Genomic DNA, 26,138 nt, shown 5'->3' with positions numbered 1-26,138 from the left:
CGTGCCGCAGGTAGGCGTCGAACGTCTGCTCGGTGGAGCCGAGGCGTGCCCGCCGGGGACCGGCGGCAGGCACGAAATCGGTGTGTGCCGCGCGGGTGTCTCCCGTAGGTTCGGGAGGCGGCGCGCCCGGCGCCCTGAACTGGCGCTGAGGAAGTGCACTGTTGAACGTGAAGTACGCCTGTTGTTTCTGTGACCTGACCGTCGATGTGGAGCAGGACGCGTCGGCGACCGTGGTCCGGTTCGATCCGCTCGACCCCGCGCACGACGGTGGTGTGCTGCGTCAGCAGGTCCACGCGCACTCGCGCTGCCTGCGGGACCGGGTCAGCGCGTCCATCGATCTCTGGTGGGAGCACTGAGGCCCGCGCCGCGTCGCGCGGTGGCCGCGTCGACCCGCGCCCCCGGGGCCGCCGCGCGGCTTCAGCGTTCGGGGCCCGCGGGTACGGGGGCCGCGGCCGGCTTCCCGCGCACGGCTCCGACGGCAAGCGCGGCGGCCTTCGCGCTCCGGGCGCATGAGGATGGGGCGGGTCGTCCCGGGCACGAGGCCGGTCTCGTCGGCCAGCTCAAGCCCGTACGGCTCACGAGCAGGACGGGAGAGCAACGCGCACCATCGCGGTCGCCGTACTCATGGGCGGCCGGGCGGGCCCGGGGGCTCAGAAGTCGCCGGGGGGCAGTGGAAGAGGCAGTCCGGGCAGGCCGTCGATGCTCTGCGCGATGTGGTCCTTCTTGCTGAAGTACGCGCTCAGCGAGGCGTCGTCCTCGCGCGCGAAGCGCTTGCCGTGCAGGTCGCGGTCCTCGTCGTACGACATGAAGGGCACCCCGTATCCGCAGGAGTCGCGGACGAGTTCGGCCGTCACCACGATGATCGCGCGCAGGCCGTGCGGGGCCGGGTCGATGTCGGGGAAGTGCGCGAGCAGTTCCTTGAAACGCGGGTCGTCACGGAAGACGGGCTCGCCGCGGCCGTGCACGCGGACGATGTTGGGCGGTCCCTGGAAGGCGCACCACATCACCGTGATCCGGCCGTTCTCCCGCAGGTGCGCGATGGTCTCGGCGGTGCTGCCGGCGAAGTCGAGATAGGCGATCCGCTTCTCGTCGAGCACCGCGAAGGAGCCCTTGAGGCCCTTGGGGGAGAGGTTGACCGTGCCGTCGCCGACCAGCGGGGCGGTCGCGGTGAAGAAGACCGGCTGCTGCTCGATGAAGGTGCGCAGCCGGCCGTCGATGCGTTCGTAAGTCTTTCCCATGTCTAAGGATTATGTAGGGAAACCATTCGCCCGTCTAACGAAATCCTCCGGGCCGGGCGGCGCGCGGATGCCCGAGCCCCAGCGAGCCTCGCGGCCTGGCCGGGAGCGCCGGGTCAGGATGGGAGCGCCGGCGGGCGCGGTGCCCGCGGGTGGGAGGAGAACGCATTGATCACCATGGACGTCCAGTGCTGCGGCGGTTCGGTCCTGGCCAAGGTCAGCGGGAATCTCGACGACGAGGCGGGGGCGGCGCTCCAGCGGGCGCTGGAGGGGGTCACGGGTTTCGAACGGGACCTCATGGTGGATCTGCACGGCATGGTGTCCATGGACGCCGACGGTCTGCTGCACCTGTTGGACCTGCACCGGCGCGCGGAGGGCCTGGGCCTGCGGGTCCTGGCCATCGGCTGGCAGCCGCAGCCGCAGCGGCTCATGGCCGAGGTCGCCGGCATTCCCGGGCCGGGATCGGCCGTCGGCGAGCGGTACGCGCTGGCCGGCTTCCGGCGGCTGATCGAGGAGCGGGCGCAGCGGGCAAGGGACCGCGCGGATTTCGCCGCGGGATGGCTGCCACGGGCCTGACCGGCCGCGGGGGGGGGTGCCGGCCGCGCATCCCGCGGCTGCTCGGTGTGTCCGGCGGACGCGGCGACGGCGTGGGCAGCGGCGTGCGCGCGGGGGCCAAGACCCCGAGCCGCGCCGGGCCGCTGTTCGACGGCACGTACTTCCTCGCCCAGCCGCAGGGCCGCCCGGCCGAGGTGGCGGTGCTGGGCGGCCTCCCCGACTGGGGGCCCGTGCACGGGCCGGGCTACGGGAGGCGGGCCAGTACGTGGGCGTCGAGGAAGCCCCGCTCGGTGGCCGGGTCGTGGAGCAGTCGGGCGAAGGGCGCGAGGCCGGCCCCGGTCAGCAGCTCGGCGAAGCGGTCCACCGGCCAGCTGTACGCGGGCGTCACCTTGTGGTCGAAACGGACCGGCTCCGGTCCTTCCGTCCCGAAGAACGAGACCAGGAGCAGGCCCCCCGGCGCCAGGACGCGCGCCTGCTCGGCGAGCAGCGCGGGCAGTTCCGCCGGCGGGGTGTGGATCATCGAGTAGCGGGCCACCACGCCGCCCAGCGCGCGGTCCTCGACGGGCAGGGCCTCCATCCGCGCCTCCTCGAACCGCAGGGCGGGATGCGTCCGCCGGGCGTGGCCGATCATGGCCGGGGAGATGTCGAGCCCGAAGGCGTCCAGCTCCAGGTCGTGCAGCATCGCCGTCAGGTGTCCGGGGCCGCATCCGACGTCGGCCGTCCGCGTGTTGCCCGTCGCGCGCACCAGCTCGGCGAAGGTGGCGACCATGGCCCGCGCGAACGGCTGCGTCTCCAGCCGGTCGGCGAACATCGACGCGTAGAGCTCGACGACCCCGTCGTAGGCCGCCCTGGTCTCGTCCTGGTGTTCCGGCACGGGAGGGAAGGTAACACCCATGCCGTTCTCGGTCAGTTCGGCCGGTGGGGGGTGCGGGCCTCGGCGGTGGTCTTGAGGTCGCTCAGCCATGCTTCGAGGCCCCGGCGGAGGATGGCGGTCGCGGTGGGGACGTCCGCCTCGACCTGCGGGCCGGTGTGGGTCTCCTCGGTGCTCACCCTGACGCCGCCGGGGACCTCGGTGAAGTTCCACACGTGGACGCCGTCGAGGTGCAGCCCCTCGCCGGTCGCCGGGCCGGTCCAGCGGATGCAGGAGCGGTACCGGAGCTGTTCGACGGTCGAGGTGATGTCCAGGCGGGTGGCCGGAGTCGGGTTGGGGGGTACCGGGGTCGTCCACCGGAAGGCCGAACCCCGGCGGAGGGGGCCGTGGTCGAGGCGTTCCGCGGTCGTCACGGGAGCCTGCCAGGACGGCCAGCGCTCGACGTCGGTCTGTAGCTTCCAGACGGTGCGCAGCGGGGAGTGGACGAGGATCTCGGCCCGGTGGCGGACGCGGGCGGCGGGGTCGACGCCGGCTCCGCGGCAGGTGAGGGACTTGGCGGCGCGGGGGCCGGGGGAGGCTGCCGCGCCGGCGGGCAACGCCGCGGCGGCGGGTAACGCGGCGGCGCCGAGGAGGCCGATGGCGAGGGGGACGGTGAACAGGGCGCGCAGGTGCGTGCGGCGGGTCCCGGGCATGGGCTCCCCTTCCTGAGGCATGAGACTTGACGCCCTGCCGATCGGCAGGGCATCACGTGATTGTTAGAGGCTATAACCCAGAAGGGGCGAGGGGCAATAGCGGGACGGTCCCCGCCCGCCGGCGTTCGGGGGCGGGGGCGGGAGCGGGGGCGCCGGTCGCGTCGCGGCCTACTCCTCCGGCTCCCAGGCGCGGAGCCGGTCGAGCGGGAGCAGGTCTCCGTCGACACGTGCCGGCCGTGAGCTGGGCGTCGTACGTGTGCACCGCGATCTGCTGGAGCTGGTGCCGGGCGACGGTGCCGGTGGTCTCGGGCGACTGGGACGCACCCACCACGTCCAGCAGCCGCCGTCGGGGCCGGCCTCGCGCAGGGCGTCCAGCAGCTCCTGCGTCGACGCGGCCAACCAGTCCGTCAGGGCACCGCGCTCCGAAGGCGCGGGCGCCGGCGGGGCGTCCCGCGGTTCGGCCTTGCCCGTGGCGCCGGGGCCCGTGGCGACGGTGGCGGCCCAGGCGTAGCGGCCCTCGCCCAGGCGACCAGACAGCGATCTATTTCTACGGGGTCCGCGCCGGGGTCAACCGCGTGAGGACCAGCAGGGTTTCGACGAGGTCCTCGGCGGGGGCGCCGGTGGCCAGGCGGCGCAGCTGCTGCCCGAAGACCAGGGCGACGGCCACGCCGGCCAGGCGCTCGGGGTCCGGCACGCCGAGCTGGGTCAGGATCCGGGTGGCCAGCAGGTCGTAGGCGGCGAAGCACTCGGCCGCGGCGGCGCGCAGCCGTTCGTCACGGCCGGCCTGGACGTACAGCTCGAAGGGCGCGATGTGCCGGCTGTCGAAGGCGTTGCCGCCCGCGACCTGGGCGACCACCTCGGCCGCCTGCCCGATGTCGAAGCGCTCGTCGGAGCACTCGTCGGCGAGTGCCGTGAAGTGCCGGGTCTCCTCGGCCACGAAGTGGAGCAGGCTTTCGCGCAGCAGTTCGTGCTGGGTGGCGAAGTGGTAAGTGACGGAGCCGAGGGAGACTCCGGCCTCCTTCGCGATGCGCCGGTTGGTGACGGCGGCGATGCCGTCCTGCCCGATGATCCGCAGTACGGCGTCGATGATGCGCTGGCGGGTGTCGGAAGCGTGGGGCATGTCGGCATTGTGCCCCATCGGCCGGAGCCGGTGGCCGGGCAGGGCGGGTGAGTTGGGGTGTCCGGGGTGTGGACAGCCGAGGGGGCGATCTCTACTGTTCGTTCGAACGAACAACAGACTGCGGCGCGGGAGTGATCGTGGACGTATCCGGATCGAAAGTTCTGCTCACCGGGGCCACCGGGGGCATCGGCTCCGCTCTGACCGCGCGCCTGACGGCGCAGGGGGCCCGCCTCACGGTCAGCGGGCGCCGGGAGGAAGCCCTCAAGGTCGTCGCCGACGCCTGGGGCGCCCGTACCGAGGTCGCCGATCTGGCCGTCCGGTCCGATGTCCTCCGCCTCGCCGAGCGCTGCGCCGACGCGGACGTCCTCGTCGCGAACGCCGCCCTGCCCGCCAGCGGCGACCTCGGCGACTACACCGAGGAGCAGCTCGACCGCGCCCTCGACGTCAACCTGCGCGCGCCCGTCCTGCTGTCCCGGCTGCTCTCGGAGCACATGGTGGCGCGCGGCCGCGGCCACATCGTGCTGGTCGGTTCCCTCTCCGGCAAGGCGGCGACCAAGTCGACCTCCCTGTACAACGCGACCAAGTTCGGGCTGCGCGGATTCGCCCTGGCCCTGCGCCAGGAACTCCGGGGCACGGGGGTGGGTGTGTCCCTGGTGCAGCCCGGTTTCGTCCGCGACGCCGGGATGTTCGCGGCCACCGGCGCCGCCCCGCCGAAGGGCATGAGGACCGTCACGCCCGGCCAGGTCGCCGACGGCGTCGTACGGGCGGTCCACCGCGACCGGTGCGAGGTCAACGTGGCGCCGCTGGAGCTGCGGCTGCTCAGCGCCGTCGCCGGGCAGTTCCCCGGCTTCGCCGAGCGGATCCAGGCCCGGGCGGGCGTCGACGGCTCCGTACGACAGATGGTCGAGGCCCAGCGCTCACACCGCTAGGGCCTGTCTTTCGGGTCATGCCAGGCCCCGCGAGCCCGGCATGATCCGAAAGACAGGCCCTGGACGCCCCCCAAGGCCGTGACCGGCCCCGTGACGGGCGCCGGCGCCGGCCGTGGCGGTAGGGCGCGGGGGTTACTCGCCCTGGCCGGCGCTGCCGATGGGGCCCACCTTGACCGGGGAGCCGGAGCCGTCCGTGACGGGGAGGGTGGCGGTGCCCGGCCAGGGGAGGGTGACCGACTTCGTCTCGTCCGGCGGGGTCACCACCAGTCCCGTGATCCGGACGCCGGAGCCGCCGGAGGTGTTGAGCGGGTAGTTGATGCCGAAGGCGACCGACTTCCCCTTCTTGAGGACGCCCGCCGGGGCCTGCTCGCCCGTGCGCTTCGCGGACAGCGATCCCGCGCTGGTCTTCAGGTCGACGCCCGCGTACCCGGAGATCGCGCAGTCCCGGCCGCTGCGGTTCTTCAGCTCCACCGCGACGGTGCCGTCGGTGTCGCCGTCGATGGTGTGGTCCAGCGCCTTGATCTCCAGGTCGTCGGTGCGGCACTTGGCGGTCTTGCCGGTGTCGGGCTTGGTGGTGCCGGCGGCGGTGCCCTTGCCGGCCGTGCCGCCGCCGTTTCCGCTGGAGCTCGTCCCCGGGGAGTTCGTGCCGCCGGGCTGAGCGGAGCCGGCCTGGTCCGGGGCGCCCTTCGAGGAAGACGCGGTGGGCACGGACGACGTGCCGCTCCCCGCCGCGCCGTCGTCGCCGTTCTGGCAGGCCGTGAGCGAGAGGCTCGCGGCGGCGGCCAGGGCTGCGATGACGGTGAGCTTGTGAACGCGCATCATGTCTTCCTCAGTATCGGTTGGGGGTCCGACCGCTCCGCACGAGTCGGTACGAGCGAGCGTTTCTGATGATCAGGACCCACCGGGCCGGTGATCCGTTCCGCCCCACCACCCGCTAATACATTCCTGTTACACGCATGGCCGGGCGGGCCGGACCCGGCCGCGCCGCCGGCCTGCCGGGACGGCGGTTCCCGGCACCGCCCCGTACGCGCGTACGACCCCTGGCCGCTGGAACAGACCCGTAACGCGGCGGGTCTTGACCGGGCGTCAGCTTCCGGCCTGTCGGCCCGCCGGGGCCCGGCGGCGGGCCTACCGTGGTGCCGTGGCACAGAGGGAACCACGGCGGGGCGTCGGGCCCGCGCGCAGGCAGGTGCTCGGATTCGCGGCGGCGGCCGCCCTCTCGGGGGCGGGCCCCGGCGCCGCCTCGGCGGCGGGGGGCGGGCCGGCCCTCGACGTACGGGAAGAGAACTCCCGTCCGGGCGCGGCGGACTGGCGGATCACCCGCCCCGGGGCGGCGCGCGCCGTCGAGGGGTACGCCGACCGCGACTCGGTCCTGAGCGGGGAGCGGGTGGGCCTGCGGGTGTCGACGACCGCTCCCGCGTTCACCGTGTCGGCGTACCGGATGGGCTGGTACGGCGGTGCCCGGGCCCGGCTGGTGTGGCGTTCGCCCGCGGTGCCCGGAGTCCTCCAGCGGGCGGCCCGGACGGATCCCGCCACCCGGATGGCGTGGGCCGGGTGGGAACGGACCCTCGGCCTCGACACCGGCGGCTGGCCGGAGGGCTGTTATCTGCTGCGGCTGGACACCGTGGGGGGCGAGCGGGCCCAGCGGTTCGTCCCGCTGACCGTGCGGTCGGCGTCGGCGGCGGGGCGGGTGCTGTTCGTCAACGCCACCGCCACCTGGCAGGCGTACAACCGGTGGGGCGGCGCCGACCTGTACGAGGGGCCGACGGGGAAGAAGGGTTCGAGGTCGCTGGCGGTGAGCTTCGAGCGGCCCTACCGCGGCGGGCACGGGGCCGGTCTGTTCCTGACGTACGAGGCGCCGCTGCTGGCGGTGGCGGAGCGGACGGGGATTCCCCTCGCCTACGCGACCGGCCTCGACCTGGCGCGCGAGCGGGCGCCGGCGCGGGGGGCGGTGGCGCTGCTGTCGCCGGGGCACGACGAGTACTGGAGCCCGGAGCAGCGCCGGCACGTGGCCGCGGCCCGGGACGCCGGTACGAACCTGGCGGTGTTCGGGGCGAACTGCTGCTACCGGCGGGTGCGGTTCGAGGATTCGGCGACCGGCTCCGACCGGATCATGGTCTGTTACAAGGACGACTACGCGCTGGATCCGGGGTACCGGGGCGGGCTGCCGCCGACCAACGACTTCCGCCGCCGGCCGGACCCGGATCCGGAGAGCGGCCTGCTCGGGGTGATCTACGACGGGTACCCGGTCGACGCGCCCTACGTGGTGACCCGGCCGGACCACTGGCTGCTGGCGGGGACCGGGGCCGTCGCGGGGGACGCGTTCGCGCACCTGGTGGGGGTGGAGTACGACCGGGTGGACCTGCGGTACCCGACGCCGAGGCCGATCGAGATCCTGGCCCACTCACCCGTGGTGTGCAAGGGCAGGGCGTCGTACGCGGACACCGTCTACGCCTCGCTGCCCTCCGGCGCCGGCCTGTTCGCGGCGGGGACGATGAGGTGGGTGGAGTCCCTGGAGGCCCGGGGAGCCGGCGGCGGCAAGGCGAACCACGGGCTGGACGGCCGGGCGGGGCAGTTCACGCGTACGGTCACCGAGAACGTCCTGCGGGCGTTCGCCGCGGGTCCCGCGGGATGCGCGCGGCCGGCGGTGGACACCGTCGCGCTCCATTACGGTGACCCCGGCTCCCCGGAGGAAGCAGCGACCGGCGTGTAGTGGGCGCCGCGCCGGGGACCCTCGCTAGCGTCCGGGCTCCGATCCGCCGGCGCGGTCGCTTGCCGATGCGCCGGTCCGCCCGGTCTTCGGGAGTCCGCGATGCTCCGTACCACCGCCGCCATGACGCTGCTGGCCACTCTGGTGTCGGGCGCGGCCTGGACCGCCGCGCCGGCCGGCCCTCCCCCGCCGGGGAACGGGAGCGGGAACGGGACGAACGTCCTCGTCGTCGGTGTCGACAGCCGTGCCGGGCTGTCGAAGGCGGAGAAGAACCGGCTGCACGTCGGCGGCAAGGGCTGCAACTGCACCGATGTGATGATGCTCGTGCACCTCTCGCGGGACTCCCGCCGGGCGAGCGTGGTCTCCCTGCCCCGGGACTCCTACGTGGAGTACGCCGACGGCAGCGGCGTCCGGGGAAAGATCAACGGGGCGTACGCCCGCGGGGGCCGGGCGCTGACCGTCAAGACCGTCGAGAAGGTCACCGGGCTGCGGGTGGACCACTTCCTGGAGACCGGGTTCACCGGGTTCGAGCAGACGGTCAACGGCCTCGGGGGCGCGGCCCTGTGCACCGACCGGCACCTCCAGGACGAGAACTCCGGTCTGGACATGACCCCGGGCATGCACCACGCGGACGGCAACGGCACCCTGCGCTTCGTGCGGGCCCGGCACATCGAGCGTCCCGGTGACCTGGGCCGGGTGCGGCGCCAGCAGCGCACCGTCTCCGACCTGCTGACCCGGCTCACCGCCGAGGGCGCGCTGGCCGATCCGGCGGCGGCCGCCGAGACCGCGGCGACGCTGCTGAAGTCGGTGCGCACGGACGACCACACGGGCGTGGCCGATCTGGCGCGCATCGGCCTGGCGCTCGCGCGGCTGCGGCCCGAGCGGACCGAGTTCGCCACCGTCCCGATCGAGGAGTTCGACCACCGCGTGCCCGGGGTGGGCTCCACCCTCGTCTGGCACGGGGCCCGCTCGCGGGCGCTGTGGAAAGCGCTGGCGCGGGACCGGCCGATCACCGGCGACCCGGCCATCCAGCCGGTCCCCCGGACCCCGGCGGCGACCGACCCCGCCGGGATCACGGTACGGATCGACGACGCCGGGGCGGCGGCGGGCCTCAGGGCGGCGGGCTTCATCGTCATGGACACCTCGGCGCGGGCACCGGAGGTCCGGCCCGCCGGTCCGCCGGTGATCCGCTACGCGCCCGGACGGGAATCCGACGCCGCGACCCTCGCGGCGGCGCTCCCGGGTGCCCGGCGGCAGGTGGTCCCCGGACACGACGGGGCCTTCGACGTCGCGGTCGGCGCCCGGAAGCCCGAGGTCAGGCCGGTCACGTACGACCGGAACGTCGCCGAGGGCGCCCCGGTGACCGCCGACCGCCTGGGCTGTCTGACCCGGCGCCAGGCCCTCTCTACTGCTCTACGTCGACCATCACCCAGTCGCTGATCTCTCGCCATTGGGCGATCGCGTCCTGGTGGAAGGGGTGGACGAGGTACCTCTCGACGGCTTCCATGTCGTCGAGGAGTCCGTCGACCAGGAAGTCGCAGGCGACGGGGCGCGTCGAGACGTTGCGCCCGTGGCGCCACTCCCTGAGTTCGGGTACCTCGGCGCCGACCCTGACCGCGGTGCGTTCCGCTTCCAGGACCCGCGGATCGGTCCAGTCGAAGCCGGGCTTGAAGGTGAAGAGTACGACGTGGCGTATCACTGTTCTCCTAATGTGGCGGAGAGGCGGCCGACGGCCTCCCTGAGCCTGTCCTCGGGCGCCAGGAGGCTCACCCGTACGTATCCCTCGCCGTGCTCCCCGAACCAACGGCCGGGCGCCACGGCCACGTTGGCCTTCCGGAGCAGTTCGTCGGCGAACGCGACGGAACCTCCCCCACCGGGTACCGGCAGCCACGCGAAGATCGACCGCGGTACGTCGAGGTGCCATCCGGCGTCCCTCAGCCCGGCGACGAAGACGTCCCGGCGGCGTGCGTAGACCTCCGACAGCTCGTGGACGCAAGTCTGCGGGCCGGTGAGCGCCGCAGTGGCGGCCCGTTGGATGAACGGCGGGAGGGAGACGTAGTAGTGCTCCTGGATGAGGTTGATCGCGGAGATGACCTCGCGGTTGCCCACGACGGCGCCGACCCGCCATCCCGCCATGTTGAACGTCTTGGACAGCGAGATGAACTCGACACCGACGTCCTTGGCACCGGCAGCCCGCAGGAACGAGACGGGGGCGGCGCCCCCGAGGGCCAGCGCTCCGTAGGCGAAGTCGGAGGCCACGATGATGTCGTGCTCGGCGGCGAACCGGACGGTGCGCTCGTAGAACTCCGGCGGGGCCGTCACCGAGGTCGGGTTGTTGGGGTAGTTCAGGAACATCAGCCTGGCCGCGCCGAGCACGGCCGGGTCGAGGGCGTCGTAGTCCGGGAGGAAACCGTTCTCCCGCAGCAGCGGCAGGGGATGCATGCGCGCTCCGGCGAGCACCGCTCCGGCCCAGTAGTCCGGAAAGGCGGGATCCGGCATGAGGCAGACGTCGCCCGGGTTCAGGAAGCACTGGCTGATCTCCACCAGGCCGGCCTTCGCGCCGAACAGGATCGCGACCTCGGTCTCGGGGTCCAGCTGCACCTGGTGGTGCGTGGCGTACCAGCCGGCGATGGCGGCCTTGAGTTCGAGCATGCCGGAGAACGCCGGGTACCGGTGCGTGGCGGGGTCGAGCACCTCCCGGCGCAGGACCTCGACGATGTGCGGCGGGGTGGGGAGGTCAGGGTTTCCCTGGCACAGGTTGACGACGTCCTCGCCGGCTTCGACGAGCTCGGCGATCTTGCCCGCGGTCGTCGCGAACGAACTCCGGGGCAGGTCGAGGAGCCGGCGCGCGGGTTCGGTCCTCACCTGCGGCCACCGCCGCCCGTCGCCGCCCGCTCGGTGCCCGTCGCCGGCCCCTCGGTGCCCGTCGCCGCCGGCTCGGTGCCCGTCGCCGCCCGCTCGACGCCCCGCCTCTGGGCCCATCCGCTGAGGGCGAAGGCGACGAGGGTGATGCCGGCGCAGACCCAGCCGAGGGCGGAGAACCCGTACGCCGTGAACAGGGGGCCGAGCAGCGCGGCGCCGAGGGCCACCGCGAGGTTGGTCGCGAGGCTGTAGAAGGCGAGGACGGTGCCGCGGTACTGCTGGGAGGACTCGCTGAGGAGGGTGCTGAGCAGGGTGACGACCAGGCTCTGCATCGCGCCCCAGAGGAACAGGCAGAGCACCAGCAGCGGCGTCCACCCGGCGACCAGCGGGATGGCCACGAGGGCCGGGACCAGGCCGCCCAGCAGGGCGGCGAGGACCCGCTCCTTGCCCAGCTTGTCGGCCCACCTGCCGGTGACGAAGCTCGTCGCGAACCCGAGGCCGTACAGCAGGATCATGATGCCGGTCATGGAGCTTCCGTCGCCGAACCGGTACTGCAGGGCGCTGCCGAGGAAGGTGTACATGCCGTAGAAGCCGAGCATGTTCAGGAAGGTCGCCAGTACGTACAGGCTCACCTTCGGCGCCAGGAACGCGCGGGCCGCCGACTGGATCCACCGCTGCGACGAGACCGGGGCCGGGGCCGTGTCCGGCGCGGTCGCCGGCGGGGGAACCCCGTCAGTGGCGGGGCCGGCGCCGACCCGGGTCATCAGCAGGACGCAGGCGACGAACACGCCCAGTACCGAGAGCATCCCGAAGGTCCAGCGCCAGTTCGCCCACTGCCCGATGAAGGACCCCATGGGCACGCCGAGCACGAGCGAGATCGACCAGCTGGACACCAGGATGCCCATGGCCTTGGCGCGATGGCGGTAGGCGATGTGGTCGCCGACGAAGGCGTAGGCGGTCGGAACGAACGCTCCCGTCGCCAGGCCGGCCAGCGCCCTTCCGGTGAAGAACAGCCCCGGTCCGGTCGCGAACGCGCACATCAAGGTGCCCGACACGAAGGCGGCCATCCCGATCGTCAGACTGAGGCGGCGCGAGAACCGGTCGCCGAGCGGGGCGAAGAGCAGGGCGCCGATCGCCGTGCTGACGCCGTAGGCGCTGACGGACAGCGCCATCACGGCCACCGTCGTGTCGAACGAGGTGGCCATGTCCACGAGCAGCGGGGACACCACGAGTTCTTCCGAGCCGACCGCGAAGATTCCGGCCATCAGCGCGAGGACGGTCAGCAGGGGGAATCCGGCCGCGCCCTCCTCGCCGCTCAATCGGTCTGACACTCCGGCCAACCTTTCTTCTGGGGTGATGGTGGTGATGGTGACGACGGTGGTGGTCTACGGGCCGGCTAGATCGCCGTGTATCCGCCGTCGACGGTGAGCGCGGCGCCGGTGATGAACGACGACTTCTCCGAGGCGAGGAACAGGATCGCGTTCGCCACGTCCTCGGGCGTGCCGAGACGTCCGATCGGGTTCAGCTTCGCCTTCGCCTCCTTGACCGACGCGTCGTTGCCTATGGACGTGTCGGTCATGGGGGTGTCGATGATGCTGGGGCAGACGCAGTTCGCCCGGATGTTGTACGGGGCGTAGTCGACGGCGAGGGATTTCGTCAGCATCATCACGCCGCCCTTCGTGGCGTTGTACGCGGCGATGCCGGGCCAGGCGACCAGCCCGCTGACCGAGCAGACGTTGACGATGACGCCGTTGGTCGCCCCGACCATGTGCCGCAGGGCGTGTTTCGAGCACAGGAACATGCTCTTGAGGTTGGTGTCGACGAGCCTGTCCCACTCCTGCTCGGGCATCTCGTGCAAGGGCGTCGATATCTCGATCCCCGCGTTGTTGACGAGGACGTCGAGCCGGCCGAAGGTGGCGGTGGCGGTGGCGATGAGGTGTTCGCAGTCCGCCTCGCTGGTGAGGTCGGTCCTGACGAAGACCGCGTCGAGTCCGTCGTTCTTCATGCCGGCGACGACGGCCGCGCCGCGGCGTTCGTCGATGTCGGCGACGACGACCTGTGCGGCCTGCCGGGCGAATTCGATCGCGGTCTGCCTACCGATGCCGGAGGCGGCGCCGGTGACCACGACCACACGGTCCTTGAACACGAGCTCTTCTTCTCCTATACGCATGTCAGTTGCCCGCCGTCGACGGAAATCTGCTGCCCGGTGAGATAGGACGCCTCTTCGGACGCCAGGAACCCGATGAGGGCCGCGACTTCTTCGGCACGGCCCGGTCTGGCCATGGGGATGGCCTGCTTCAGGAGGTCCTCCGCCGTGGACCGCGAAGTCTTGGCGGACGCGCTCAGGTGCTCTACGGCGCGGTCGTAGCGCGGGGTCCGGATCGTTCCGGGGTGCACACAGTTCACCGTCACGTTGTGCCGGGCGTACTGGCCCGCGAGGTACTTGCCGGCGTTCGCCACGGCCGCGTTGACCAGACCCGAGAGGAACATTCCGGGGGCCGGTTCCCTGCCGATGTTCCCGACGATGTTGACGATCCGCCCGAATTCGTTGCGCGCCATCGCGGGAGCCACGGATTTGATCAGGTCCAGGTACGGTACGAGTTTCCGCTCCATCGCGGAGGTCACGTCTTCGGCGTCCACGCTGTCGAAGGATCCCGGCGGCGGGCCGGGCGCGTTGTTGACGAGCACGTCGATCCTGCCGAACCGCCGTTCCGCGTCTTCGACGAGTTCGGCGCGGAATGCCCGCGAGGTGATGTCGCCCGGACATACGTGGACGTCCTGCCCCCCGGATTCCTCCGCGACCTCCCGCAGTGCGCTTTCCGTACGCGCGGTCAGCACCGTCGCAAATCCTTTGGCGCGCAGGTGCAGGGCGGTCGCGCGCCCGATCCCGCTGCCGGCGCCCAGGACCATCGCCACGCGCATCAGGAGGCTTCCCGGCCTTCGTCCTGCCGGGGTACGCGGTGGTACCGGGGCGGGATGAAGATGTTGAGGGAGCGCGCCATGCCGGCGTGGGGGTTCTCCGCGCTGTGTCCCTCCTGGCCGGCGCAGAAATAGGTGCCGCCGAAGCGGAGCTCGTGGCTCGTTTCCTCGACGGTCATGTCGTAGCGGCCTTCGAGGCAGATCCCGATCTGCTCGTGCGAGTGCTTGTGGTACGGCATCTGGCCGCCGCCGGGTATGTCGGCGATCATCAGCTCGATCCAGTCGGCCAGGAAGAACGTGACGTCCATCTTGACGAACTTGCGGGATTCGAGCGGTTCCAGGAAGTACCCGTCCGGCGCGGGGTAACTCTCGCCCGGCTTGCCGCGCGTGATGTCGAGCAGGACGGTCTCCTGCGCCGAGGGGTTCACCGCCGACAGCGCGACCTGCGGCGGGACGACGTAGACGTCGTGCTCGGGCCGCATCGCCTTCGTCACCTCCCCCACGGTGACGGAGAGATCGCCGCGGACGGTCATGCCGACCCGCGCCCGCGTCAGATCGCCGCCCGTCACGGCGGCGCCGGGCGGAATGAAGGAGAGCCGGACCTCGGTGCCGTCCCGCCGGTAGGACTCGACGCGCACCCCGTTGTCGTGGCGCACCACGTCCGGAGCGGGGAAGTACGGTCGCTCACGCGTCGGCGCGGTCACTTGTTCACCTTTCGCGAGAAGACGGTCCACGTCATGGGGATGTGCGAGAACCTGTAGACGAACTTCAGGTTGTGCTCCCTCACCGCCTGCGCGTTGGTGATGGCGATGTCGTACCGCCCGTCGGCGACGTCGCGGGCGGCCTGACTCGTCGAGTTCGCGGTGGCCAGCCGGACGGGGCGGCCGAAATGGTATTCGAGCAGCGGAACGGGCGCGGGGTGCGAGACGACGGTTTCACTGAAGAGCAGCTCTTCGCGGAATTCGAAATCGGGTCGCGTCGCCAGACCGTACTCGGGTGTGTTTCCGCGGAACACGATCGCCGGTTCCAGCAGTGGGTTCATGTAGAAGGCGTTGATCTTCGGATAGGCGTGCGCCACCAGTGCCAGGTCGACCTGTCCGTCGGCGAGGGCGGTCATGCACTGTTCGTACGTGCTCTCCAGCACGATGCGCAGGGCGTCTCGGTCGCCGATGCTGCGCACCATCGACTGGGCGATGTACTCGCTGCTCGTCCCCTTGGGACCTAATGTGCCCAGCTTCACGGATTTCGCGGAGCCGGCGGGTATGAGCGCATCGAATACCCGCCTCTCGCTCTCGGGTATCTGTAGTATTTCCACGCGTCACTCTTCTCCGGTGTCACCACACGGGTCGGCATATTCGGCCGAGTCCGCGCCGCACCATTGCGGCTTTGCGGATTCCCCGCCACTGGGGCCGGGGGGCCTGCCGATCTAAACGTGAGACGAAGGTACATGGCCTGATCAGCGCGTTCAACATTTCCTCGATCATGGCCGAAAAGCGTTGAACGGCAGGTCCGCACCAGGCCCTTCCCTCACTTCACCCGGGGAAGTTACGCCGCTATTTCCGGTCGATGACGTTTCTTTTGCCGCCCATTCACGTGGGGTGCGGCGAGCCGTCCTGAGTTTCGAATTGCGTCAGGCCGACCCGATGGCGACGCGCCGCGGAGGCCGGGAGGCGGTGGGAGCGGAGCGAGTGACCTGCGCGCCGCGTTGGCCGAAACGCGCCGGCGACGGTACCCGCCCGAGGGGCGCCGCGCGCGCCTGTGGGCCGTTCACCGACCGGCTGCGCACCTCGGGCGGGCCCTACTCGGAGAAGGTGCCGTGGCCGCGGACGCCCTTGCCCGCCGCGGCCACGGAGGCGGCCCCGCCGCTCAGGCGGTGAGGGTGGGGTAGTCGGTGTACCCGCGGTGGTCGCCGCCGTAGAAGGTGGACTTGTCCGCGCTGTTGAAGGGACCGCCGACGGCCAGACGGGCCGGGAGGTCGGGGTTGGCCAGGAACAGCGCCCCGTAGGCGACCATGTCCGCCGTCCCGTCCTCGACCAGCTTCAGCGCGTCGGGGCCGGTGGCGTCGGGGTAGGTGAACGGGTTGAGGACGAAGGTCCCCGGCCAGTCCCCCCGCAGCCGCGCGGTCAGGGAGCGGTCCGGCCCCTCCATCAGGTGCAGATAGGCCAGGTCCAGGCCGGCGATCCGGTCCAGCAGGGCCGCGTAGACCTCGGCCGGGTCGTCCTCGGCGATGTCGTTGTAGACGTTCCCGGGCGAGATCCGCAGGCCCACCCGGTGGCCGCCGATCGCCTCGGCCACGGCCGTGACGACCTCCACGGCGAAGCGGATGCGGCCCTCGGTGCCGGCTCCCCAGGCGTCGGTGCGCAGGTTGGTGTTGGGCGCGAGGAACTGGTGGATCAGGTAGCCGTTGGCGCCGTGGATCTCCACGCCGTCGAAGCCGGCCTCGATCGCGCCCAGGGCCGCGTCGGCGAAGTCGGCGACGGTCTGCCGGATCTCGGTCTCGGTGAGCTCCTTCGGCGTCACGAACTCCTTCGGGCCCTGTTCGGTGTACACCGACCCCTTCGCGGCCACCGCCGAAGGCGCGACCGGCACCAGACCCTCGGGCAGCAGGCTGGGGTGGCCGATCCGGCCGGTGTGCATCAGCTGGGCGAAGATCGCGCCGCCCTCGCGGTGCACGGCGTCGGTCACCGTCCGCCAGGCCCGGACCTGGCCGGGCGTGTGCAGGCCGGGGGTGGCGGGGTAGCCCTGGCCGACCCGCGAGGGCTGGACGCCCTCCGTGACGATGAGGCCCGCGCCGGCGCGCTGCGCGTAGTACGCCGCCGTCAGCTCCGTCGGCTCGGCGCCGGGTCCGTAGGCGCGGCTGCGGGTCATCGGAGCCATCGCGATGCGGTTGGCCAGGCGCTTGCCGCCCAGGACGATCGGATCGAAAGCAGTGGTCATGGTCTGGTCTCTTCCTCTGGATGTGTGGCACCCCGCGGCGCGGGCGCTGCCCGCCCGGAGCAGAAATGCCTGTCCGAACAAGTAAATCACCTGTCCGAACAGGTAATCCAGAGGATCCATTCCCGGGGGTGGGATGTGAAGCGGCTAACAGGCTCTGACCTGCCCATATGTGCCCTTACGCCTCAAACGGACCCGGAGGACCGCGGGCCGGCGGTAGAATCATCCTGACCAAGCAGGAAAGGTGGGTACGAGATGACGCAGTCCACTCCGGAGGCCGGGAACGGCGCCGTGGGGACGGTGCCGGAGGGCACCGTCCCCATGCCGGGCGCCGCCAAGGGCGGCCCGGTCAGCCACGCGATCTTCCGCCTGGCCCGCCTGCACCGCATGTTCGCGGGACAGCTGCTGCGCCGCATCGGCCTGCACCCCGGCCAGGAGCTGGTGATGATGCACCTGTGGGAACTCGGCCCCCAGCGGCAGGCCGACCTGGTGCGGCTGATGGACTCCGACGCCGCCACCATGACCCGGACCGTCCGGCGCCTGGAACAGGCAGGCTTCGTCCGCCGCCGGCCCTCGCCCACCGACCGGCGCGCCTCGCTCATCGAACCCACGGCAGCCAGCCAGGCCCTGCGCCATGAGGTGGAACGGGTCTGGAGTCAGCTCGAAGAGATCTCGACGGCGGGCCTCTCCGACGACGAACGCGCCGCGGCCCTGCGCACCCTGGAGTGCCTGGAGCAGAACCTCGTACGCGCCGCCGCCGACTCCGCGTGCGCGGAGGCGGAGGCTCCGCGACTCGGGTAGGACGAGCGCGCGGCGGGGGTCAGTTGCAGCGTCCGCTGCCGCTGTAGCAGGGCGAGTAGCCCGGGCTCGGGGCGGGCGCGGGGCGCGGGTGGGAGAGGTCGTAGTCGTGCTGCGCGAGTACGAGCAGCGCGGCCGCCGCTCCGGCGGCCAGGAGTTGTGACAGCACCGTCCACGGCGCGCGGAACAGCAGCGCGAGTACGACGAACACGATCATGGCGACGAGGAAGTGCCGCATCGAGGCGAGGTCCGCGAGCCGTGCCGCTTCGATCCGGGTTTCGTCCCCCTGCGCGGCCCACATCTCCATGCCGTGCCCGAAGCGGACCGAGAAGTGGACGGCGGCCTCGACGACGAACAGTACGACGCCCAGGGCGATGTCCCGCCCGAGGGGCGTCCTGCGCGACCAGGGCCGGCCGCGCCGGGGCCGGGGCGCGGGCTCAGTGGGTGCGTACGTCATGCCCCCACCTTGCCGGTCCGGTCACGGGGGCGCATGAGTACGCGCACTCAGGTCGCCCCGGCCGCGATGCGCGGCGGCGCCGCCCACCGTCCGGTCCGCAAATCCGACGACCCCTCACTCATGCGGAGGGCCCGGGCCCGTCAGCGCACTTGGCGCAGGCCCGCGACGAGGAGCGCCACCAGGCGGCGCGCGTCGTAGCGGGCGTCGGCCTCGGCGCCGATGCAGAGGTTTCCGATGCCGCGCATGAGCTGGTACGCGGTCAGGTCGGAGCGGATCTCGCCCGCCGCGGCGGCGGCGTCGAGGAGCTCGGCGCACACCGGCAGGAGGCGGTCGAGGAAGTAGGCGTGCAGCGTCTCGAAGCCGGCGTTGTCGGCCTGCATCGCGCCGGCCAGGCCGTGCTTGGTGACCAGGAAGTCGACGAAGAGGCCGGCCCACCGTTCGAGGGCGGCGTGGGGGGTCGGGCCCGCCGCCAGCAGGGCCGGGCCGGCTTCGGCGCAGGCGTCGACCTGGTGGCGGTAGACCGCGATGACGAGGTCCGCGCGGGTGGGGAAGTGGCGGTAGACCGTGCCGACGCCGACGCCGGCCTTGGCCGCGATGTCGCGCACCGGCGCTTCCACTCCCGACGTGACGAAGACCGCCGCGGCCGCGTCCAGCAGGGTCCGCTGGTTGCGCCGGACGTCCTTGCGCTTCGATCCGGCCGTGGTGCCTTCCTGGGCTTCCTGGCCTTCCTGGCCTTCCTGCCTGTTGCCGTCGTTCAACACGGCACTCCCTTCCCGAGCAGCCTTGTGAAACGGAACAGCGTTCCGTATCGTTTGCGGAGCGAGGTTCCGTTTTGCTCATGATGGCAGACCGCGGGACCGCCGGCCATGCCGCGCCCGCGCCGCACCCGAAGGAAGGCACTTCCATGTCCGACTCCCCCACGACGGTGATCTCCGCGAAGCCGGTCGTCCTGGCCGCCCCGGAGCGCGGGGAGGACCTCCAGGTCCGCGTCTGCGCCCCCGCGACCGGTGGCGACCTGCCCGTCATCGTCTTCTCGCACGGCTTCGGCTGGTCGATGAACGGCTACGCCCCGCTCGCCGACCACTGGGCCGCCAGCGGCTTCGTCGTCGTCCAGCCCACGCACCTCGACTCCCGGACGCTCGGCATCCCGCACGAGGACCCGCGTACGCCGCGGATCTGGCGCATCCGCATCGAGGACCTCACCCGGGTGCTGGACGGACTCGACGTGCTGGAGGCCGCCGTACCGGGCCTCGCCGGGCGCCTAGACCGCGGCCGCGTCGCCGTCGCCGGGCACTCCTGGGGAGCCCAGACGGCGAGCGCGCTCCTGGGCGCGCGCGTCCTCGGCCCCGACGGCCTGCCCGGCGCGGACCTGTCCGATCCGAGGGCCGGCGCGGGCGTACTGCTCGCCCTGACGGGCCTGGGCGACGACCTCACCCCGTTCGCCGCCGAGCACCTCCCCTTCATGAGGCCGTCCTTCGAGACCATGGCCGCTCCGGCCCTCATCGTCGCCGGGGACAACGACCGGTCCCACCTGTCCACGCGCGGACCGGACTGGTTCACCGACCCGTACGTCTACAGCCCGGGACCCAAGAGCCTGCTCACGCTGTTCGGCGCGGAGCACTCGCTCGGGGGCATCCCCGGGTACGAGGTCGCCGAGACGACCGACGAGAGCCCCGCGCGCGTCGCCCTCGTCCAACAGCTCAGCACGGCGTTCCTGCGCAGCGCCCTCTTCCCCGGGGACACCGGCTGGAAGACTGCGGTCACCGCCCTGGAGAACGACCCCGCCCCGCTGGGCGCCCTCCGGAGCAAGTGACGCCCGAACCCGCGAGCGGTGGGGGCAGCGTGGACAGCGGGGACTGCGGGGACAGCTGGGACAATGGGGACATGAACCTGGTGGCGCCGCCCGGTGTCGAGCAGCTGCGCGAGTACCTCGGCCGCAGTCTGTTCAGCCGTGTCGCCGGGCCCGCGGGGCCGGAGAACCGCGACCGCATCCACTACGCGCCCGGCCCCCGCTGGTTCGGCCCCGACCGCCCGATCCGCCGGGTGCACGGGGACGCGTCGATGTTCATCGGCGGGCTCAGCGCCCTGCTGCTCCAGTCGCTGCACCCGCTGGCCATGGCGGCCGTAGCCGCCCATTCCGGCTATCGCGGCGATCCCTGGGGCCGGCTCCAGCGCACGAGCACCTTCCTCGCGGTGACCACGTTCGGCCGGGCCGAGGACGCCGAGCGGGCCGTCGCCCGGGTGCGCGCCGTACACCGCCGGGTGTCCGGGGTGACCGCGGGCGGCGAGCCGTACCGGGCCGCCGATCCGCACCTGCTGGGCTGGGTGCACGTGGCCGAGGTCGCCTCGTTCCTCGGGGCCCACCAGAGGTTCGGCGCCGCCCCGTTGGACGGGACGGGCTGTGACGGCTACCTCGCCGACACCGCCCGGGTCGCCTCGGTCCTCGGGGCCGCGGCCCCGCCCGGCGACCGGGCGGCCCTCGCCGCGCGGCTGGCCGCGTACCGGCCCGAGCTGCGCGCCACCCGGGAGGCGCGCGAGGCCGCGCGCTTCCTGCTGTTCCGGCCGCCGCTGCCGGTGCCCGCCCTCGCTCCGTACGCGGTACTCGCGGCGAACGCGGTCGCGCTGCTGCCGCCGTGGGCCCGCGAGCTCCTCGGCCTTCCCTGTCCGCCCCTGGTGGAGCGGATGTGCGTACGCCCGGCCGGACACGCGCTGACCGGCGCCATCCGCTGGGCCATGCCCCCGCCGCGGCGCGGCGCTGGAGGCGGCAGCTGATCTTCGAGGGCGCGTTCCGGGTCAGGGCGGTGGCCGGCGGCGGTGCTCGCGCCAGCGGGCCCACATCTCGGCCGGGGTGCGCGGCGAGGGCGTGGGCTCGGCGGGCCACTGCTCGGCCGGGGTGAGCGGGAGGACCGGCATGAGGTACGACTGCCCGCCGGTCTCCAGGGTGCACAGGGGTTCACCGCCGGGGATGTCCGCCCGCCCGACGCGCACCGTGAAGCGGCGGGGGACGCCGCCCCCGGCGAACTCGCCCGCCAGCTCCGTCGGCGCGTGACGGCGCGTCCGGGTGGCGGCCACCACCCTGCCGTCGACGAGCAGCTCGGTACGGCGCCCGCCCGAGGACCGGACGACGGTGATCGAGTGCCCGTCCTGGTCGAGGTGGAAACGCTGATCGACCCCGGTGCTCACGGCCGCCTCCTGGTTTCGTACCCCCGCACACTAATTCTGCGATCAACCAATCCATTTCGCGAGTTCGGCGATTTCCAGTGAATTGGGCCGCCGGTGGGATGGCCTCGGTGACGGGCAATTAACCCCATTCACACAACGCGGTGTACGGGTACAGTGAGCAGGACGGGGAGGCGATCCTCCGTACCGGACATGACTCGTCCGGACGGCAGATCGCCAAGGGGGAAAAGCATGGTTCATCGTTTTCATCGTATTGCCGGAATTGCCGTATTGACCGCCGTCGCCGTGCTGCCGTTGGTGGATCCTGTGCCCGCGGTGGCCGCCGAAGCGGGCCCGGTCGCGCGCACCGCGGTGGCGGGTCCGAGCCCGTCGTCCGGGCCCCGGCTGATGTTCCGTGGGGACGGGCAGCAGCCGGTGGAGCAGGGCGACGAGTTCCGGATCACCGTTCTGGACATGCCCGCCGGCTGGGACGAGGTGTCCGTCACGTCTCCGGCCCTGGTGGAGCCGGTGCGGTTGGTCCCCAGGGCCGAGGGGGCCACGGACTCCGACCCGGACCGGTACCAGGCGGGCGCCACCGTCCGGATGGACGTGGATCCGGGGACGTACTCGCTGGTGGCCACCAGCCACGGCCGCGTGGTCACCTCCGCGGAACTGAAGGTCTCGCCGTACGGGCCGGCCCGGATCGGGCGGTTCGGCGTCTGGCAGGAAGAAACGGTTCTGGGGGATCCGGTCCGTCCCGGCAGCCGTGTCAATGTCCTTCTCGGGGACGCGCATCCCCTGCCGGGTGAAGACGTACTGGTGGCCAAGTCCCCCGCGTTCAAACGGGACGTGAAGATCCGGAGGGACGGCCCGGAGGATCCGGCGTGCAAGTGTGACGACGGATCCATTCTGTTCACGGGCCACACGACCCTGCGCGACGACCTGCCCGTCGGGACGTATCCCCTCACTGTCACCAGCCACAACGGCCGCGAGACCCACACCACGCGCATCAGCGTGGCCGGTGAGCCCGTCACCCCCTCCCGCTCCTGGGCGCTCTGGGGTGTCCCGGCCGTTCTCGCCGTGCTGTGCGGGGCGGGGATCGTCCTGCGCCTGCGCCTGCGCCGGAAGAACACCGGTACCGCGTAACCGGACCAGCACCAGCCGTCTTTCCTCCCCGCGTCCAGAGCCGCCGTGGGAGGCCTTCGCCTGCCTCTCGCCGATCTCGGCGAGAGTGCTCGTCTCCTGACCAGAGAGTCTCTTCCTTGACGCCCAGAACACCTTCCGCGCGCCCTCGGCACGTACTTGCCCGCATGGCCCTCGCCGCCTGCGGGGCACTGCTCATGGCAGGTGGCGGCACCACCGCGTACGCCGCCGGAACGCCCACGCCGTCGCCCAGCCCCACGTTGACCGTGCCGCTCGGCAGACAGCCGGCCGCCCCGGCGCCCAGCGCCTCGGGCGGCCCGTCCGCTCCGGCCGTGAACACGCCGTCCCCGTCGGCTCCGGAGACCCCGTCCGGCTCTCCATCCGGCTCTCCGTCCGGCTCTCCGTCCGGCTCTCCGTCCGGCTCCCCGTCGAGCTCGGCGTCCGGCAGCCCCGAGGCCGTCGCCCCGCCGAACGGCGGGGACGCGGGCTGGACGGATGAGGACGTGCTCAAGTTCTGGACGCCGGAGCGCATGGCGTCCGCCACCGACCCGGGCCGCCCCGCGTCAGGCGCCGCGGCGGAGGGCTCCGCTGCCGCGCGGTCCATGGGCGCACTCGACATGCCCACGGCCGAGCACTTCCTCGGCGCCAAGTCCGTCGGCACCGTCTTCGTCTACGAAACGAAGGACCCCACGACCGGTCAGGCGCACGCCTACTCGTGCTCGGCCAGCGTCGTGGACAGTCCGGGCCACAACCTGATCCTGACCGCCGGTCACTGCAGCGGCGGCAAAGCGGTCTTCGTGCCCTGGTACCGGTCCGAGGCCACTCTGGACAAGCAGACCTACGGGTTCTACAAGATCGACGGCAAGGACTGGTACTTCGACCGTCAGTACGAGCACAACACCATGAAGGCCACCTCGGACCTGGACTACGCGTTCGCCAAGGTCTCCCTGTCGCCCAGCGGCAAGAAGGTGCAGGACGTGGTGGGTGCGAACACCCTCGTGCGCACGCCCCGGTTCGACCAGGACGTGACGATGATCGGCTACCCCAAGGTCAAGCACAATCCGGAGGGCCACCCGGTCCGCTGCCCGGCCCGCACGAACGCGCTGCCGGGCTTCAACCAGATGCGGGTCGAGTGCGCCGGCATGTGGGGCGGGGTCTCCGGCGGTCCCTGGTTCTCGAAGATCAACTGGGAGACGGGAACCGGAGAGATCATCGGAAACGTCGGCGGCTACAACGGCGGCGGCATGGACGTCGGGGAATCGGACCCCCGGTACAACCAGATCACCTACAGCCCCATGCACGGCGACCACTTCCTCAGGCTCTACGCCGACGCCAAGAACGACAAGCACACCGACTACGGCCCCTACCAGCAGCCGCCGCTGCCCTACTCCATGGGCGACGGCGAACTCTGGAAGCACGCCAAGCAGATGACCTCCGGGAACTTCTCCGGCACCGGTCACAGCGATCTGCTCGTCATCTGGACCGACGGCGAAGTCACCCTGTACCCCGGCGACGGCAACGGGGGTTTCGGGTCCGAACGCCGGCTCCTGGCCCCCAACGACACCTGGAAGCCCATCGCCACCATCACCGCCGGTGACTTCGCCGGTTCCAACCAGTTCGACCTCCTGGTCCGCTGGGACGACGGCCGGATGACCCTGCACGCGGACGTCGGCTCCAACGGCCTGGGCATCGGCACCGAGATGGCCGGCTCCGGCTCCATCTGGAGCCACGCCACCCAGATAGCCGCCGGCCGGTTCAACGCCACCACCTACGTCACCGACCTGATGGTGCGCTGGTCGGACGGCGAACTCAGCCTCTTCACGAACGTCGGTGCCGGAACCCTCGGCCAGGAGTACAAGCTCAAGGACCCCAACGACACCTGGAAGGACGCCACCCTGCTGACCGCCGGCCAGTTCTCCGGCAACCAGAAGTGGGACCTCATGGTCCGCTGGTCCACCGGTGAACTCGACAACTACGTCGGCACCACCACCGGCGGCCTGGGCAGCCAGCAACAGATCCACGGTGCGAACAAGACCTGGACCCACAGCGTCATCATGACCACCGGCCAGTTCACGGGCGACGGACTCACCAACGACCTCGTCATCCGCTGGACCGACGGCGAGACGACCATGTACCAGAACACCCGGATGAACAACCTCGGCAGCGAACGGACCCTCGTGCCCGCGGCCTGAGCCACGGGGGCGCACAGGAAGGCGGCACCACCGGTACGACCGGCGGTGCCGCCTTCCGTCCCACCAGGCATTTGCGGACCTCGGCTGACCGGGCGGGACGGCCTGGCCGGAACCTGTCGGGGCGTCAGATCGCGCGCGGTGGACTTCGGCGCTGGCGCGGCACGGCATCTGGTGGGCACCGGGCCACCGGTCTAGGCTGCGGGGCGGCGATCCCCCCGCGGCCGTGTGCACGTCCACACTCAATGAGCAACGCTTCGAGGAGCTGACGCATCATGAGCACCACACCACAGGCACGGAACGTCGTTCTGGTCCACGGCGGATTCGTCGACGGGTCCGGCTGGAGGGGGGTCTACGACCTGCTGCGCGCGGACGGATACCGGGTGAGCGTCGTCCAGAACCCGACCCTCTCCCTCGCCGGCGACGTCACGGCGACCCGGCTCGTCCTCGACGCCCAGGACGGGCCGACCGTGCTGGTCGGCCACTCCTACGGCGGCGCGGTGATCTCCGAGGCCGGCAACCACGACAACGTCAGCGCGCTCGTCTACGTCGCCGCCTTCGCGCCCGACAAGGACGAGTCCGTGAACACCCTCATCGCCGACCCGCCGCCCGGCGCGCCCGTTCCGCCGATCGTGGCGACCCCGGACGGGTACCTCTTCCTCGACCGGGAGAAGTTCGCCGAGGCGTTCGCAGCGGACCTGCCCGCCGCCGACGCCCGCTTCCTGGCCGACTCCCAGGTGCCCTGGGGGCCGGACGCCCTGGCGGGGACCGTCGTCAACCCCGCCTGGCGCGACAAGCCGAGCTTCTACCTGGTCGCGGGCGACGACCGCATGATCCCGCCGCCGGCCCAGCGCGCCATGGCCGAACGGGCCGGGGCCACCGTGGCCGAGACCGCCGCCAGCCATAGCGTGTACGTGTCCAAGCCCGCCGATGTCGCGGCCCTCATCGCCGAAGCCGCCTCGGGAGCCACCTCCTGAGCGGTGACTGACGCCCCCTGATCCGCCCGGGCGGATCCGTGGTCCCGTGGCAAGGAAAGGGCCCCGGCCAGCCGAGGGGGGAGTGGCTGGACGGGGCCGGACCCTGACCGACCGGGGGGGGATGGCAGGTCAGGGCGTATGGGGGAGGTGGCCGGGCAGGGCGGTCGATGGTGTGGAGGCCGTGCGCACCGGACAGGTCGGCGCGCACGGCCCAGCCCACTAGAGCCGCTCAGCTCCAGCCGAAGACGCGTATGTCCCGCTACCGCGGATCCACACCTGTGACGCCCCTCACACGGCCCGGCGGGCGCGGCCCGGCGGTGTCGGACGAGGGCGTGGCCGCCGCGGCCGGGACGGTGAGTACGGCGCTCGCGGCGAGGGCCGCCGCGGCGGTCTTGAGACGCATGGTTCCCCCTGTGAACGGTCAGGGCGGTGCGCTGCGCACGCGGTCGGGACCATTCACCCCCATCCGGCACCCGCCGGTCGAGACCGGTTCAGGACTCCCCCGCCCGCCCCCGCGGGCGGCGGGGAGCGGCCGCACCGGCGCAAGTCACCGGGCGGACGCGCCGCCCCGCGGCCGGTCGCGCTGGG

28 protein-coding genes and 1 pseudogene are annotated in these 26,138 nt (G+C 72.1%); 11 read left to right on the top strand and 18 right to left on the bottom strand.

The genetic code is table 11. The features are described from left to right. Window positions 1-167 precede the first annotated feature (167 nt). Entirely contained in the window at window positions 168-356 is a 189-nt protein-coding gene (locus EES41_RS39045; protein ID WP_254211929.1) for a hypothetical protein, read from the top strand. A gap of 294 nt (window positions 357-650) precedes the next feature. Here EES41_RS39045 and EES41_RS39040 read toward each other — a convergent pair whose 3' ends face one another. Continuing rightward, a complete protein-coding gene (locus EES41_RS39040) occupies window positions 651-1,238 on the bottom strand; it encodes a pyridoxamine 5'-phosphate oxidase family protein (protein WP_123083262.1) in 588 nt (195 codons plus the stop codon). Window positions 1,239-1,412: 174 nt separating this feature from the next. Here EES41_RS39040 and EES41_RS39035 point away from each other — a divergent pair, with 174 nt between their 5' ends. Then, window positions 1,413-1,811, top strand: a complete 399-nt coding sequence (locus tag EES41_RS39035; RefSeq protein ID WP_234008869.1) for a hypothetical protein — start codon at window positions 1,413-1,415, stop codon at window positions 1,809-1,811. A 223-nt stretch (window positions 1,812-2,034) separates the two neighbouring features. On the opposite strand, the gene EES41_RS39030 is transcribed toward EES41_RS39035, so the two are convergent. From EES41_RS39030 to EES41_RS39015, 4 genes and pseudogenes are all read right to left on the bottom strand, one after another. Beyond that, window positions 2,035-2,664 (bottom strand): class I SAM-dependent methyltransferase, encoded by a 630-nt coding sequence (locus EES41_RS39030; RefSeq protein ID WP_123083261.1) that lies wholly within the window; start codon window positions 2,662-2,664, stop codon window positions 2,035-2,037. A gap of 32 nt (window positions 2,665-2,696) precedes the next feature. After that, the gene (locus EES41_RS39025) at window positions 2,697-3,353 is read right to left on the bottom strand and encodes an SRPBCC family protein (protein ID WP_123083260.1); all 657 of its coding nucleotides are present in this window, start codon (window positions 3,351-3,353) and stop codon (window positions 2,697-2,699) included. A 235-nt stretch (window positions 3,354-3,588) separates the two neighbouring features. Beyond that, window positions 3,589-3,878 (bottom strand): annotated as a pseudogene (locus EES41_RS43570) (maleylpyruvate isomerase N-terminal domain-containing protein); the annotation flags it as partial. 22 nt (window positions 3,879-3,900) lie between these two features. Then, entirely contained in the window at window positions 3,901-4,473 is a 573-nt protein-coding gene (locus EES41_RS39015) for a TetR/AcrR family transcriptional regulator (RefSeq protein WP_123083259.1), read from the bottom strand. A 137-nt stretch (window positions 4,474-4,610) separates the two neighbouring features. On the opposite strand from EES41_RS39015, the gene EES41_RS39010 reads away from it, so the two are divergent. Next, a complete protein-coding gene (locus EES41_RS39010; protein ID WP_123083432.1) occupies window positions 4,611-5,402 on the top strand; it encodes an SDR family oxidoreductase in 792 nt (263 codons plus the stop codon). 132 nt (window positions 5,403-5,534) lie between these two features. Here EES41_RS39010 and EES41_RS39005 read toward each other — a convergent pair whose 3' ends face one another. Further along, window positions 5,535-6,221 (bottom strand): DUF4232 domain-containing protein, encoded by a 687-nt coding sequence (locus tag EES41_RS39005; protein ID WP_123083431.1) that lies wholly within the window; start codon window positions 6,219-6,221, stop codon window positions 5,535-5,537. A 322-nt stretch (window positions 6,222-6,543) separates the two neighbouring features. Between EES41_RS39005 and EES41_RS39000 the strand changes: the two genes are divergently transcribed. Then, window positions 6,544-8,115, top strand: coding sequence for a N,N-dimethylformamidase beta subunit family domain-containing protein (locus EES41_RS39000; RefSeq protein ID WP_254211891.1), 1,572 nt, complete (start codon window positions 6,544-6,546; stop codon window positions 8,113-8,115). Window positions 8,116-8,214: 99 nt separating this feature from the next. Then, complete coding sequence (locus EES41_RS38995) at window positions 8,215-9,552, top strand: LCP family protein (protein WP_123083257.1); 1,338 nt, start codon at window positions 8,215-8,217, stop codon at window positions 9,550-9,552. On the opposite strand, the gene EES41_RS38990 is transcribed toward EES41_RS38995, so the two are convergent. The 8 genes from EES41_RS38990 to EES41_RS38955 all read right to left on the bottom strand — a co-directional run bounded on the left by EES41_RS38990 (window position 9,518) and on the right by EES41_RS38955 (window position 16,830). Next, window positions 9,518-9,811, bottom strand: a complete 294-nt coding sequence (locus EES41_RS38990) for a Dabb family protein (RefSeq protein WP_123083256.1) — start codon at window positions 9,809-9,811, stop codon at window positions 9,518-9,520. The two genes, EES41_RS38995 and EES41_RS38990, sit on opposite strands and share 35 nt — an antisense overlap. Beyond that, the gene (locus tag EES41_RS38985; RefSeq protein WP_123083255.1) at window positions 9,808-10,977 is read right to left on the bottom strand and encodes an aminotransferase class I/II-fold pyridoxal phosphate-dependent enzyme; all 1,170 of its coding nucleotides are present in this window, start codon (window positions 10,975-10,977) and stop codon (window positions 9,808-9,810) included. Before EES41_RS38985 ends, EES41_RS38990 begins: the two co-directional genes overlap by 4 nt. Then, on the bottom strand, window positions 10,974-12,239 hold the full coding sequence (locus EES41_RS38980; RefSeq protein ID WP_254211926.1) for an MFS transporter: 1,266 nt from the start codon (window positions 12,237-12,239) through the stop codon (window positions 10,974-10,976). The genes EES41_RS38985 and EES41_RS38980 overlap by 4 nt, the downstream gene beginning before the upstream one ends. 131 nt (window positions 12,240-12,370) lie before the next feature. Next, the gene (locus EES41_RS38975) at window positions 12,371-13,144 is read right to left on the bottom strand and encodes an SDR family NAD(P)-dependent oxidoreductase (protein ID WP_164496206.1); all 774 of its coding nucleotides are present in this window, start codon (window positions 13,142-13,144) and stop codon (window positions 12,371-12,373) included. Then, window positions 13,135-13,896, bottom strand: coding sequence for an SDR family oxidoreductase (locus tag EES41_RS38970; protein WP_123083252.1), 762 nt, complete (start codon window positions 13,894-13,896; stop codon window positions 13,135-13,137). The genes EES41_RS38975 and EES41_RS38970 overlap by 10 nt, the downstream gene beginning before the upstream one ends. Then, window positions 13,896-14,597: a cupin domain-containing protein gene (locus EES41_RS38965; RefSeq protein WP_123083251.1), complete on the bottom strand. Its 702-nt coding sequence runs from the start codon at window positions 14,595-14,597 to the stop codon at window positions 13,896-13,898. The genes EES41_RS38970 and EES41_RS38965 overlap by 1 nt, the downstream gene beginning before the upstream one ends. Further along, on the bottom strand, window positions 14,594-15,208 hold the full coding sequence (locus EES41_RS38960; protein WP_164496205.1) for a bacilysin biosynthesis protein BacA: 615 nt from the start codon (window positions 15,206-15,208) through the stop codon (window positions 14,594-14,596). Before EES41_RS38960 ends, EES41_RS38965 begins: the two co-directional genes overlap by 4 nt. A 551-nt stretch (window positions 15,209-15,759) precedes the next feature. Then, window positions 15,760-16,830, bottom strand: a complete 1,071-nt coding sequence (locus tag EES41_RS38955; RefSeq protein ID WP_123083249.1) for an alkene reductase — start codon at window positions 16,828-16,830, stop codon at window positions 15,760-15,762. A 252-nt stretch (window positions 16,831-17,082) separates the two neighbouring features. Between EES41_RS38955 and EES41_RS38950 the strand changes: the two genes are divergently transcribed. Next, window positions 17,083-17,628, top strand: coding sequence for a MarR family winged helix-turn-helix transcriptional regulator (locus tag EES41_RS38950; RefSeq protein ID WP_174261877.1), 546 nt, complete (start codon window positions 17,083-17,085; stop codon window positions 17,626-17,628). A 19-nt stretch (window positions 17,629-17,647) separates the two neighbouring features. On the opposite strand, the gene EES41_RS38945 is transcribed toward EES41_RS38950, so the two are convergent. Together EES41_RS38945 and EES41_RS38940 are read right to left on the bottom strand one after the other, a co-directional pair. Beyond that, window positions 17,648-18,082, bottom strand: a complete 435-nt coding sequence (locus EES41_RS38945) for a DUF6234 family protein (protein ID WP_250569208.1) — start codon at window positions 18,080-18,082, stop codon at window positions 17,648-17,650. Window positions 18,083-18,222: 140 nt separating this feature from the next. Next, window positions 18,223-18,840 (bottom strand): TetR/AcrR family transcriptional regulator, encoded by a 618-nt coding sequence (locus tag EES41_RS38940; RefSeq protein ID WP_123083248.1) that lies wholly within the window; start codon window positions 18,838-18,840, stop codon window positions 18,223-18,225. A 146-nt stretch (window positions 18,841-18,986) separates the two neighbouring features. Here EES41_RS38940 and EES41_RS38935 point away from each other — a divergent pair, with 146 nt between their 5' ends. Together EES41_RS38935 and EES41_RS38930 are read left to right on the top strand one after the other, a co-directional pair. Beyond that, window positions 18,987-19,895, top strand: coding sequence for an alpha/beta fold hydrolase (locus EES41_RS38935; protein ID WP_123083247.1), 909 nt, complete (start codon window positions 18,987-18,989; stop codon window positions 19,893-19,895). 71 nt (window positions 19,896-19,966) lie between these two features. Next, window positions 19,967-20,854 carry an oxygenase MpaB family protein gene (locus EES41_RS38930; protein ID WP_123083246.1) on the top strand — a complete coding sequence of 296 codons (888 nt, stop codon included), beginning with the start codon at window positions 19,967-19,969 and terminating at the stop codon, window positions 20,852-20,854. A 21-nt stretch (window positions 20,855-20,875) separates the two neighbouring features. Here the strand turns inward: EES41_RS38930 and EES41_RS38925 are convergent, their stop codons facing one another. After that, the gene (locus EES41_RS38925; RefSeq protein WP_123083245.1) at window positions 20,876-21,265 is read right to left on the bottom strand and encodes a hypothetical protein; all 390 of its coding nucleotides are present in this window, start codon (window positions 21,263-21,265) and stop codon (window positions 20,876-20,878) included. Window positions 21,266-21,559: 294 nt separating this feature from the next. On the opposite strand from EES41_RS38925, the gene EES41_RS38920 reads away from it, so the two are divergent. From EES41_RS38920 to EES41_RS38910, 3 genes are all read left to right on the top strand, one after another. Further along, window positions 21,560-22,387: a cytochrome c-type biogenesis protein CcmH gene (locus EES41_RS38920; RefSeq protein WP_164496204.1), complete on the top strand. Its 828-nt coding sequence runs from the start codon at window positions 21,560-21,562 to the stop codon at window positions 22,385-22,387. A gap of 164 nt (window positions 22,388-22,551) precedes the next feature. After that, a complete protein-coding gene (locus tag EES41_RS38915) occupies window positions 22,552-24,576 on the top strand; it encodes a serine protease (RefSeq protein ID WP_123083243.1) in 2,025 nt (674 codons plus the stop codon). 272 nt (window positions 24,577-24,848) lie between these two features. Continuing rightward, complete coding sequence (locus EES41_RS38910; RefSeq protein WP_123083242.1) at window positions 24,849-25,550, top strand: alpha/beta fold hydrolase; 702 nt, start codon at window positions 24,849-24,851, stop codon at window positions 25,548-25,550. A gap of 259 nt (window positions 25,551-25,809) precedes the next feature. Here the strand turns inward: EES41_RS38910 and EES41_RS41940 are convergent, their stop codons facing one another. Beyond that, window positions 25,810-25,953, bottom strand: coding sequence for a hypothetical protein (locus EES41_RS41940; protein ID WP_164496203.1), 144 nt, complete (start codon window positions 25,951-25,953; stop codon window positions 25,810-25,812). Window positions 25,954-26,138: the final 185 nt, after the last annotated feature.

This window comes from Streptomyces sp. ADI95-16, assembly GCF_003721495.1.
In the GTDB taxonomy this organism is placed as follows: Bacteria; Actinomycetota; Actinomycetes; order Streptomycetales; family Streptomycetaceae; genus Streptomyces; species Streptomyces goshikiensis.
The sequence above is the reverse complement of the archived record's forward strand: the minus strand, read 5'-3'. Positions and strand labels throughout refer to the sequence as shown.